Raw genomic sequence first — 11,095 nt, 5'->3', positions numbered from 1 at the left:
AGGTCAGTTTCTTTGCAGCCCGCTCTTAACTTTTCGCATGGAGCGCATTCTGGGCCGGCTGGCGGTACGCCGCGACCACAGCACTTTCGCCCCCACGCCTAGGGCCACCAACAGGCCCATCACGATGAGGACGCCCTGCACGCCCAGGCCGCGGGTCTTCTGCACCGTGAGGCTCACCGGCTCGGAGATCGGCTGGCCATTGGGGTCCGCCAACCACAGGGAGAGGTTGGTGCGGCGCACGGAATCCGAGTCCTCGGTGGTGGGCAGCGACAGCGTGATCGAGCCTTCCGCTGGGATCACCTGCTGCGTTGGCACCTGCAGGTTCAGGCCCTCGTCCGTGTGATAGCCCACGTTCACCGGCACGGGAAGCGGAAGGCCGTTGCGGGCCACGATGAGAATCGGCGAACCATTCGACGAGCGGGTAATCACATTGCCGGGAGGCACCAGCGCAATCGTGGAGCGCAACGCCTGGGCGGTGTCCGTGACGGTGGAGATGCGCTCGTGCGCGACCTTGCGTTCGTGCGCCCAGGAATCCTGGTTATTCGCCCGGGCCGAGGAGGCCGCGCGCAGCAGGTCCAGAAGGAGAGGACGCGTGTAGACCTCGCGGGTCAGCGCGATGCGTTCGTCGTTGACCATGACATTGCGCAGGTTCATGACCTCGTCCTTGGCGTGGGCCAGAGACTCCAGGAACTCGGGAGCCGTGGTGACCGGGTCCTCGAAGGGGCTGGAGGTGGTGCCCTTGGCGAGCTCGGGGCGTGCGGGGTGCTCGGGAGCGGGTGCGGGGCCGGCAGGCGCGCCGCTGGCACCGGCGCTCACAGCGACGGCGTCCGTCAGCGGCGCCGGAGTGATCCGGTGCTCAGCAAACATGCTGGTTAGCGCATCCAGGAACGCGCCGGCGTCCTCCTGGGACACCGACCAATCATGCGGCGGAACCGCCAACACAGGATTGCCGGAGGCCACTTCCCGGTCCAGCACCGCCAGCGCATCACCCATGCGCGCGGCGGGGGAATCCTTGGTGGGGTCGTAGCGCAAGTCCGGGTTGGAGAAGCCCGCGACCTCCGGGCGGGAGCCGGTGGAGCGCAGCACCGCCGCGAGATCATCGGAGAAGGGCAACGCGGTGAAGCCCGCGCCGGCAGCGCCAGCGCCACCGGCCCCCGCCGGCGCCTCCACGGTCGTGAGCCGTCGCGCCCACTCGGGATCAGCGTCAGCCGCCTGACCGGCGTCAGTGGCATCATCGCTGGCGGCGTCGTTGGTATCGGCATCAGCGTCATCCGGCTCCGGCAGCTGCGCCTCCTGCGTCACGGTGATGGAGTTGGACGCCACCACGGCAGTCTGCCCCGCCACGGCCGCCATTCCCTTCTCCGTCACGTAACCATTCGTGGGAATGTTCACGGCCTCCACAGGCTCCACGCCCAGCACGCGACGCACCACGTCCACGCCCAGCTCGCGGGCACGCTGCGCCAGATCCGGCGCGCCCTCCGCCAGCAGATTCGAATCCGTGCCGGCGTACGGCAGCACCACCACGCACGCGTCCTTCACCAGCGCGCGCAGGTCCTCCAGCCACACCTGCGCATCCTCCACGCCGGTGCCCTCCACCTGGTTCGGGGCGTCCGTGCCGAAAATCTCGCCCCAGGAATCACGCAGCCGCCGCGGCTGCGACTTCATCAACGTATCCTGCTCCCCCACCCGATACCCGTGGGTCATCCGCTCCACCGTGTCCACCAGATCCGGGTCCACCGCAATGCAACTCGACGCCCGAAGCGCACGCCCCTGCGGCCCCTCCCCCGCCGACCGGTACGCGTCCAGAAGGCCCCGCAGGCGACCCCCGTCGGCCAACTCCTTCGCGAGGTTCTCCGAGCGCAAGACCAACGGCGCGCGTTCTGGGGCGTCGCCCATTCCGCCGGGAGCGACGTCCGTATCGGCGGACAGCGGCCACACGAGAGTCATCGGCGCGGGGGCCTGATCCTCCTTGGGCGGTGCTGTGACCGTGACCGTGGTTCGCGCCACGGACACAATGTCCTGCGTGCCCTGAAGAGTGTCCCCCATCAGCGCAAACATGATCGGATGCGGGCCTTCGTCCTTCAACTGTGGGAGGGTGAAGGTCACGTCGGGGGCGCTGTCGGAGCCGGCTGTGTCGGAGCCAGCGCTCGTGCCAGAGCCGCTAGTACTGCCGGCAGTGTCAGCGCCTGGACCACCCGCCGCCCCCCGGGACACGCGCACCCGAATGGTCTTCTGCTCCCCCGGCCCCAAAAAATCCACACCATCCACATCCGACGGCGCCGAGACTTCCGGATACTCCCCCGAATTCGACAGCAACGCACGCCGCACCCCCGCCGCCGTCTGCACCGCCGGCAACGACTGCAGCCGCAGAGACACATTCCCCACCGGCGTATCGCGATGATTCTGCACCCGCAGACTAAACTCCACGCTCCGGTCCCCCGCCGTCACCAGCCGCGGCTGCACGTCCTCAATCGCCACGGACACCTGCTGCTGCGGATCCGTCGACCGCCCATTCGGGTTCGCCCACACGCCCGCGTTCTCCTGCACATGCGGGTCGTACATGGCTTGAGCAGGCACAACCGTTGCCGTCGGAACCGCCACGATCAACGACGCCGCCAGCGCCGCCGCACTCAACGCCCGCAGGGGGGTGCGGGCTGTGGGGGCGAGAGGTGGGCGTCGGTGTAGAGACGGCGACGGAGAAGGAAACAGCACCATGGCACTCCCCTAGCGTGGCGTGACCCGGCCGGCCCGAGCCTCCGCGCGGGCGAGCTCCGGCAACTGATCGAACGCGTTGCGGGCCAGGCGGCGCTCATCCGCGTACGCCAGCCGCTCCACCAACTGATTCACGGGCAGCCACTGCACCTCCGTGACCTCCGGGTCCTCATCGTTGAGCTCGCCGTCCACAAAACGCAACAAATGGTGGTGAACGGTTTTGTGAATGCGAATGCCCTCGGAGACAAACCAATAATCAATGGTGCCTAATTCGGACAAGACGGTGCCCTCCACGCCCGTTTCTTCCCATACCTCACGCTCGGCGGTGACATAGGTGGACTCATTTGGCTCAATGTGGCCCTTCGGCATACTCCACAGCAGGCGGCCGCGGCGATCCAGGCGGCCGATCAACGCAACATACACCGTGGATAGATCCACGGATCCGTCCGGTTGGACGGCCTCGGCGAGTCCGGAGAGGACCAGGCCGCCGGCGGAAGTTTCTACAGAAACGGGCAGGTCAGAGTGTGAAGTATAGAGAGGATCCTGGTGGCTCTGGGAGTTTTGGGAACGACGGCCGTGGTTGTTGTTGCCGTTTTTGTTTCTGTTGTGATTGTTGCTTCTGTTGCTGTTTCGGTTATTTCCGTTCTTATTGTTTCCGGTTCGGTTCGTGCTGTTTTTGTTGTTCCGGTTGTTGCTGCTCCTATTAGTGCTGCTTTTGTTGTTGGTATTGTCGTTATTGCTGCTGCGCTTAGTATTGCGGGTGTTGTGAGTGCCGCTATTGCGGCTGTTGTTTTTATTGGTGTTAGCGTTCTTAGTGCCGCGCTTCTGACCACGCGAGTCGCCACCAGAACCGCCACTATCGGACGCCCCATCCTTGTGGGGGGAGCGTTGGCGAGTGGGCTTTCGGCGTCGATCATCATGACGACCAGACGCACCAACCGACGAGCGACGACCCTGGCGGCCCGACTGGCCACCCCGTGAGCGCTCGTTATCATTCATTCCATAAAGGATAGTCGATCAACCCACATGCGGGTAGAATCGCCATGTGAAACAAACGCAGGATACCCAAGAACCCACGCGGCACCCGGCACAACCCACGCCAACCCAGCCGACAGCGGACCGGCCGGCCACGCCCGCCGAACAGCTCTCCCGCGCATGGGTCGCCCTGCGAAACCAAGACCACAACCTCCTCCCCCTCGCCGCGGCCTTCGCGGAGGCCGGGCACGGCCTGTATCTCGTCGGCGGCAGTGTGCGTGACGCCCTGCTGGGCCGCCTGTCCCACGACCTCGACTTCACCACGGACGCCCGACCGCAGCAGATCATCGACATCCTGGAGCCCCACGCGGAAACGATCTGGGACACCGGCATCGACTTCGGCACGGTATCCGCCCTGGTTAATGGCGCAATGCTGGAAATCACCACCTTCCGCGCAGACACCTACGACGGCGAATCGCGCAACCCCACCGTGCAGTTCGGCGATGACCTCGACGGCGACCTGATCCGGCGTGACTTCCGCTGCAACGCCATCGCCGTGGAGCTGCGGCCAGACGGCGAACACCAGATCCACGACCCACTCCATGGGCTCGACGACCTGCGCGCCGGGATCCTGGACACACCCACCACCCCACAGATCTCCTTCAACGACGACCCGCTGCGCATGCTCCGCGCCTGCCGATTCGTCGCGCAACTCGGCTTCGACGTCGCCCCGCGCGTCCGCACGGCCATGCATACTATGCACGAACAACTGTCCCGGATCACCGCGGAACGCGTGGCCGTGGAGCTCAACAAAACGCTACTGGGCGACCGGCCGGCCCAGGGGCTCGAGCTCATGACGGAGACCGGACTGGCGGACATCGTCCTGCCGGAACTGCCCGCGCTGAAGATGACCCAAGACGAACACTTCCACCACAAGGACGTGTATTGGCACAGCCTCCGCGTGCTGGAAAACGCCGTTGAGCAGGAGAAAAAGAACGGCTGGGAGCCTGATCTGGAACTGCGCTTCGCCGCGCTCATGCACGACTGCGGCAAACCAGCCACACGGAAAATTACCGACAAGGGCGGCGTGACCTTCCACCAACACGAAGTGGTCGGCGCGAAAATGACGCGCAAACGCCTGCAGAAACTGAAGTACTCTCGGCAGCTCACCAGCGACATCTCCCAACTGGTTTTCTTGCATATGCGATTCCACGGCTACGGGCAGGCCGGCAACTCCGAATGGACCGATTCCGCCGTACGCCGCTACGTCAACGACGCCGGCGCGCTGCTCCCGAAACTCCACCTCCTAGTCCGAGCTGACTGCACCACACGCAACGAGCGCAAAGCGCGGCGCCTGCAGCGCACCTATGATGGGCTGGAACAACGAATCGCCGAACTCCAAGAAAAGGAAAACCTTGCCGCCGTGCGCCCCGCGCTCGACGGCAACGCGATCATGAAAATCCTGGACCTGACACCAGGGCCGGAGGTCGGACAAGCCTGGGCGTTCCTGAAGGAACTTGCTTTGGATCGCGGGCCCATGAGCGAAGAGGACGCAGAAGCCGAACTACGCGCGTGGTGGGCAGAACGCGCGGGCTAGGGTGAGGCGAGGTTGGCGTCGATCGGGTCGGTACGGCGCGTAACGTAGGGACAACGTAGGGCACAGTAAAGCCACAAGGTAGGGCACATCATGACAAGCACGGATGACATCAAAAACCTCCTCTTCCCCTCCCCACACCTGATATTCAACCCGGACATGGTGGAGGACTTCGCGGCGCAATCTTCGCAGCACGCAGAAGCGCTGAGCGCCTTCAAGGCATTTGGGCGCGTCCACGACAATCCCGCAGAACTCGTCGGCCCAGGTCAAGTTGGTAGCGACGTGCTCTTCACGATGGGGCTCGCACCCGGCGATCAGAGCCAACTCTGGGCGCTGCGCCTGGGCGAAATGTGGAACATCCCGCTGGCCGAGCACTTTCCCGAACTTGCTCCCCTGGCGCCGAAACCCACAGTGGTCTTCAACGGAGGCAGGGAGGAAGATCTGGCGATTGCTTTGGCACACGTGCGGCGACCAGACTCCGACCCTGAGAGCGACGGAGGAGTCGACGGGGAAATCATGGGCCTGGTGGTGCACAAAGGTGATCCCGGCTTCAAGGATCAACTGGATGGTGCGACCATTGTGAGCATCCGGATGTTCCGTGGCTTTGAGAAGCTTGATACTGAACACGTGCAGCTCCTCCTTGACGGCGGGCTCCTGGAAACGCAAGACGCAACGCTTCAAGATGTCTTCACATCCAAGCCGGCGGACATATGGCGCTCGCTGATGCGGAGGCGGCCCTTCCCGGAGAACCTCCTGTCCACATGGGCGAGCTTCCCGTTCAGGAACTGAGCCGGCGGGTATAGGCTGTACGCAGAAAACCCGAGAATGCACACCACCCTAAGAAAGTGGACCCAGTGACTTCCGAACAACCACCCCACGATCCCACCGACAGTCAGGCCGGACAAGCCGGCAGCCACGCGATCGACCGGACTGATGGCCACGCGATCGACCGGCGCGCCGAGGTGAAAGCAGGCCTCATCGACGTATGGCCCGTCGCCCTGTCCATGGTCCCCCTCGGCCTCGCATTCGGACTCCTCATCACACAAGTAGGCTTCGCCTGGTGGTGGGCACCCATCTTCAGCTTCGTCATCTACGCCGGATCCATGGAGTTCCTCGCCGTCAGTCTGGTCACCGCGGGCGTCGGCCCACTCAGCGCCGCACTCTACGGACTACTCGTCAACTTCCGGCACGTCTTCTACGCCCTCAACTACCCGCTCAGAAACATCACCAGCCGACTAGGCCGCCTCTACGGCGTGTACTCCCTCACCGATGAAACCTACGCCGTGCTCTCCACAAAAAACCACCAAGCATGGACAGGACCGCGCGTCATCGCAGCTCAAGTACTGCTGCAGATCGGCTGGGTCGGCGGAGGAATCCTCGGCAGCCTCTTCGGACAAGCCCTGCCCTTCGAGATCAAAGGCATGGAATTCGCACTCATCGCACTGTTCACAGTCCTCGCCATCGAAGCCTTCAAAACCCACCGCGACGTATCCCTCCCCATCACCGCACTCATCACAGGCTTCATCGGACTTGTTGTGAGCCCCAGCAACATGCTCATGATCGGCATGACACTCTACTTCTTGTTACTGATCTTGCGATATGTGGCGCCTGGCGTCGACAAAATATTGACATGGGGAACAAACGGAGGCGCGCATGTTCACCGCTAACGACCACGCGACGGCGCCGGGGCTGCTGGCCGAACAGACGGTGGAGCAGCCGATGAATCTGGGCGAGCATGGGCTGCCGCTGGGTGTGACCGTCGGCGATGTGGCCGCGGTGCTGATTCCGGTGTTCATTGTGACGCTGCTGCTGCGCGCGCTGCCGTTCGCGGCGCTGAGTAAACTGCGCGATTCCGCGATTGTGGCGTGGCTGGGGCTGGCGATGCCGGTGGGCGTGATGACCATTCTGGTGATGTACGCCGTGCATTCCAGCGGCTCGGAGGCGGGCGGTTATGTGGCCGTGGGGCTGGCGCTGGCTTTTACCGTGGTGCTGCATCTATGGCGGAAGTCCGCGACGCTGTCGATTCTGCTGGGGACGGCGTTTTATGCGGTGTTGGTGAACTTTGTTTTCTGAGGGTGTGTTCTGGGGTGGCGGCGCTGCGTCTTAGAACGTCGACTCGATAATACGCATGAAGAATGCTCATTTTTCTACCTGCGGTGTTGGAAAACGGGGGTTCATCGAGTCGACGTTCTAAGACAGCCTGCGAGGTATAGCTGCGAGGAGGGGGGGGAGGAATGGCTGCAGTCGGGTGGAGTGCGGCTGAGATGAGGCTGCAGTCAGGCGCCATTGGCATGGCGCAACACTTTTCCACAGCTAATGACACATGCTGGGGAAAAGAACGGATGTTGCCATAAGTAGTTATCCACAATTTGCTCACAGCTCTTGACAATTCCCTCCGCGGTGTAGTTGACGGCGGATGACGGCTTCTTGATCTTCACAACGCTTCTGCTGGGTACTGCTGTAGGTATAGGTACTGTGTGCGTGTCGTTGAGCTTCTCTGATTTCTGATGGAAGGCAACTGCGTTCGGCTCTGGTTTCTATGTGCGCAGGCTGACTGTAGTTTCCAAGAATCTTGAAGCGTTCTTCCTGGGGGCGTGTCTTAGAACGTCGACTCGATAGTGGGGCTTCAAAAATGCAGGCTTTTCCACCTGCGGTGTTGGAAAATGGGGGTTCATCGAGTCGACGTTCTAAGACACTGCTCCCTATAGCCTTGAGAGATTTTCCACATCTAAATACACAGAAAACCGAGAACGAGCATATTGCTATAAGTAGTTATCCACAATTTGCGCACACCCCTAGCGCAATCCCTCATTCAGCACAGACAATTGCTTTCAGAGTCTCGTAGAGACTCGGCAGTGTGAACAGGTTCAGCCGCATCGGCTGTCTCAAATGCTCAGCTGTCTCGGCTGCTCAGGCTACGCACTGCCGCACCGTATAAACATCAAGGGGGAACACAGAATGAGTAACTTCTCAGAAGAGTCATTAACGACCGGGCAGCTGGTGCTGGGGCCACCGCTGATCCAAGTCAGCCAGCTCAGCAAGAAGCACCAGCGATTGTTGAATCGGTTGAAGAAGCAGGGGAAGGTCCGGCAGCTCGCGCCGGGCGTGTACATGCGCGTCCAGATGTGGGAAGAGCTTGGGAGCGACCCTCAGGGCAAGAAGCGTCAGGCGGCGGCGATGGCTGCTGCGACGGCTGGGTCGTCGCGTATTACTCAGCCGCGTCCGTTAGCGGGAAGAACTGCCGCTGCTGCGATTGGGATGCCGTTGGTGGGTTGGGAGCCCACAGACAGTGCGGAGGTCATCGCCGCTCATACGTGTCGTTCGAAGTTCATTCGTCCTCGGGCGCTGACGAAGTCCGGTGGCTTGACGGTGGTGCATACGGAGTTTGGCCGGCTGACCGCGACGGATCCCCTAACAACCGCAGTCGACCTCGCTTTGCACCATGGCCTGGATCATTGTGTGGTGGCTGCCGAGTGGTGCGTCCGTGAGGGACTGTTCACCAAGCAAGATTTCGTCGATCGGGTGGATGAGTTGCGTGGAGTGCCTGGGGTGAGGGTTGCCCGGACGGCGTGCCGTTTGATTAATGGTTTGAGCGAGAGTCCTCGCGAGTCCCAGTGGAAGGTGCAGATGTTTCTGGCAGGCTTGCCGGCGCCGTATCAGCAGGTCAAGATCTACAATTCGGCGGGTGAGTTCGTGGGTCGCGCGGATTTTTTCTGGGAGAACGGGATTGTTGGCGAGTACGACGGTCGGGAGAAGTACAGCCACGGGGACCCCGTGAGGTTTGCTGCGGCTGTGGAGCAGGAGCGTGCGCGCGAGCGGGCGTTGATGGCCGCGGGGTGTGTGGTGGTGCGGGCGGACAAGGCGAGTTTTGCGTCGGGGGCTGACATTGAACATTTGAAGCAGTTGCATGCGCAGTTGTCGCAGACGGGCTATCGCTTTCCGTCGAAGCAGAGGTCCGGTGGCGGCCTGGCCTGGGAGTGATTCTGTCTTCCGGCGGAGCTGTGGACAACATCAGTCGTGGACATCAGCTGTGGAGGCTATCACCGCACATGAGGCTAAACTGGTCGGCATGCCAACTCCTGATTTCATTGTGAAGCTGCGTGAGAAGATCGGTCATGATCCGTTGTGGTTGCCTGGTGTGACGGCGGTGGTTATTCGTGATGTGCCGGCGGACGCTCCGATCTGGGCGGTGCCGGAGGTGTTGCTGGTGCGCCGGGCGGACAATGGCCAGTGGACTCCGGTGACGGGGATTGTTGATCCTGGCGAGGAGCCGGATGCTGCGGCGGTGCGGGAGGTTTTGGAGGAGACTGGCCTGTCTGTGCAGGTGGAGGCCTTGTTGGGCGTGGGCCAGGTGGGCCCGGTGGAGTATCCGAATGGGGACGTGTCGAGCTACATGGATACTGCGATGCGTCTTTCTGTGATGAAAAACGACGCCACGCCTCACCACGATGAACCCATCGTCGGAGATGACGAGTCTGTGGATGTGGGATGGTTTTCGGTGGCGCAATTGCCGCCGATGCAGCCTCGCTTTCGTTTGGTGATTGCGGATGCGGTGGCGCAGATGAAGCATCCGGCGGGGTTCCGTCCTCGGATGGGTTATCGGAAGCGTAATGGGGATAAGTTGCGTGGTGACTAAACGCTTCTGACAGCTACCAGGTTGTTGGACTGCCAGTACCTGACCGCTCCCACGCTTCGTAGCGCTTCGCATACTTGGAGGCTCGAGCCGAGCAGATCATGAGCTGCACTTGGTGGAAGATCATGAGCGGCAGAATCAGTAGGCCAAGGTTCGCTCCGGCGAACATCACGGCTGCCATCGGCAGGCCGGAGGCCAGCGATTTTTTGGTTCCAGCGAATTGGATGGCGACTTGGTCTCGGTAGTCGAAGCCGAGGCGTCGGGCTACGGTGCTGGTGAACCACAGCATTGCGTACACAAACACAACGGATCCCACGATGAGGCCGAGCAGTGTCCAGATGCTGACGCTGGACCATGCCCCGGAGGTCACGCCGTCCGAGAAGCTGACGTACACCACCATGCCGATGCTGATCTGGTCCACTTTTTTGGTGAGCGGGCTGGCTGCAAATTTGTGTACCCACGGCCGGAGGATCTGTCCCAGCAGGAACGGAAGCAGCAGCTGCACGGCGATTTTCAGGAAGGTTGATGCGTCGATGTGCAGGCCGCCGGAGGTGCTCATCAGCAGCAGGACCAGCAGTGGTGTGAGGAACACGCCGGCCAGGCTGGAGACCGACGCGGCGACGATGGATGCAGCCACGTGTCCGCGCGCGATGGAGGTGAACGCCACGGAAGACTGCACTGTGGACGGCACGAGGCACAGGTACAGGATGCCCATGAACATGTCGTCGCCGACGAGTCCGCGCAGCGGCGTCAGCAGAAGCCCTATCAGCGGAAATGCCACAAAGGTGAACACAAGAATCAGCAGGTGCAGCTTCCAGTGCATGAGGCCTTTGAACGCTTCTTCGCGAGAGAGGCGCGCGCCGTAGAGGAAGAACAAAAAGCCGATCGCGATGGTCACGATGGTGTTTGCAATGTCCGCGGCCTGCCCGCGCACGGGAACGATGAGCGCGAGAGCCACGGCGGCCAGAATCAGCACGATGAGCAGGTCCGGCCGGTAGGACAGGATTCTGCTGAGCAGCGAGGGCTGCGTCGGTTCTGAAGTTCGGTTCGTCTGCATCACGGGATTTACTTTAGTGACCTCGCCCTACATTGGTGTGCAGTTGGCCGAAAAGTATTCGAACACGCCAGGTCAGATAGCGTTTTCAGCTCGCTGTTATCTTGTGTTCGATTTCGCTGTAGAG

Annotated in this window: 9 protein-coding genes; 6 read left to right on the top strand and 3 right to left on the bottom strand. The window is 62.1% G+C overall.

What is annotated here, in order from left to right:
* Positions 1–3: 3 nt before the first annotated feature.
* Both GC425_RS09190 and GC425_RS09185 read right to left on the bottom strand, forming a co-directional pair.
* Positions 4–2,715: a hypothetical protein gene (locus GC425_RS09190; protein WP_151844815.1), complete on the bottom strand. Its 2,712-nt coding sequence runs from the start codon at positions 2,713–2,715 to the stop codon at positions 4–6.
* A 9-nt stretch (positions 2,716–2,724) separates the two neighbouring features.
* Positions 2,725–3,711, bottom strand: a complete 987-nt coding sequence (locus tag GC425_RS09185; RefSeq protein ID WP_257823260.1) for an NUDIX hydrolase — start codon at positions 3,709–3,711, stop codon at positions 2,725–2,727.
* 46 nt (positions 3,712–3,757) lie between these two features.
* Between GC425_RS09185 and GC425_RS09180 the strand changes: the two genes are divergently transcribed.
* From GC425_RS09180 to GC425_RS09155, 6 genes are all read left to right on the top strand, one after another.
* Positions 3,758–5,284: a CCA tRNA nucleotidyltransferase gene (locus GC425_RS09180; RefSeq protein ID WP_257823259.1), complete on the top strand. Its 1,527-nt coding sequence runs from the start codon at positions 3,758–3,760 to the stop codon at positions 5,282–5,284.
* A gap of 90 nt (positions 5,285–5,374) precedes the next feature.
* Positions 5,375–6,070: a hypothetical protein gene (locus GC425_RS09175; protein WP_151842834.1), complete on the top strand. Its 696-nt coding sequence runs from the start codon at positions 5,375–5,377 to the stop codon at positions 6,068–6,070.
* Positions 6,071–6,135: 65 nt separating this feature from the next.
* Positions 6,136–6,948: an AzlC family ABC transporter permease gene (locus GC425_RS09170; RefSeq protein WP_374707649.1), complete on the top strand. Its 813-nt coding sequence runs from the start codon at positions 6,136–6,138 to the stop codon at positions 6,946–6,948.
* Positions 6,935–7,354 (top strand): AzlD domain-containing protein, encoded by a 420-nt coding sequence (locus GC425_RS09165; RefSeq protein WP_308240246.1) that lies wholly within the window; start codon positions 6,935–6,937, stop codon positions 7,352–7,354. The genes GC425_RS09170 and GC425_RS09165 overlap by 14 nt, the downstream gene beginning before the upstream one ends.
* A gap of 885 nt (positions 7,355–8,239) precedes the next feature.
* A complete protein-coding gene (locus tag GC425_RS09160; protein WP_151844813.1) occupies positions 8,240–9,262 on the top strand; it encodes a hypothetical protein in 1,023 nt (340 codons plus the stop codon).
* An 88-nt stretch (positions 9,263–9,350) separates the two neighbouring features.
* Positions 9,351–9,917, top strand: coding sequence for an NUDIX domain-containing protein (locus GC425_RS09155; RefSeq protein WP_151844812.1), 567 nt, complete (start codon positions 9,351–9,353; stop codon positions 9,915–9,917).
* Between the two features lie 13 nt (positions 9,918–9,930).
* Here the strand turns inward: GC425_RS09155 and GC425_RS09150 are convergent, their stop codons facing one another.
* The gene (locus tag GC425_RS09150) at positions 9,931–10,971 is read right to left on the bottom strand and encodes a bile acid:sodium symporter family protein (protein WP_151844910.1); all 1,041 of its coding nucleotides are present in this window, start codon (positions 10,969–10,971) and stop codon (positions 9,931–9,933) included.
* Between the last annotated feature and the right edge of the window lie 124 nt (positions 10,972–11,095).

The sequence above is a fragment of the Corynebacterium sp. zg254 genome (assembly GCF_024701495.1).
Classification (GTDB): domain Bacteria; phylum Actinomycetota; class Actinomycetes; order Mycobacteriales; family Mycobacteriaceae; genus Corynebacterium; species Corynebacterium zhongnanshanii.
Note: the sequence above shows the minus strand (reverse complement) of the source record. Positions and strands in the feature narration are given on the sequence as shown.